Raw genomic sequence first — 255 nt, 5'->3', positions numbered from 1 at the left:
CCGAGTTCACCGCCAAGAAGGACCGCATCCTCGAGCTCTACGACCAGGCCGCCGCCGGTGAGCTGCCCGCCGGCGCACGCGTGATCTGCGCCGACGAGTTCGGGCCGCTGAACCTGCAGCCGCGCCCAGGGCACGGCTGGTTCCCCCGCGGCCGCCCGAGCAGGCAGCGGGCGACCTACACCCGCACCGGCGGGGTTCGACACATGATCGCTGCGCTGGACCTGGCCACGGGCCAGATGTTCTACCGGTTCCGCG

The 255-nt window shown here is 72.5% G+C and carries 1 pseudogene; it reads left to right on the top strand.

Annotation, left to right across the window (positions count from 1 at the left end):
* Positions 1–255, top strand: a pseudogene (locus tag QSK03_RS33020) (IS630 family transposase); the annotation flags it as partial.

The sequence above is a fragment of the Actinomycetospora sp. NBRC 106375 genome (assembly GCF_030269665.1).
GTDB lineage: Bacteria > Actinomycetota > Actinomycetes > Mycobacteriales > Pseudonocardiaceae > Actinomycetospora.
The sequence above is the reverse complement of the archived record's forward strand: the minus strand, read 5'-3'. Positions and strand labels throughout refer to the sequence as shown.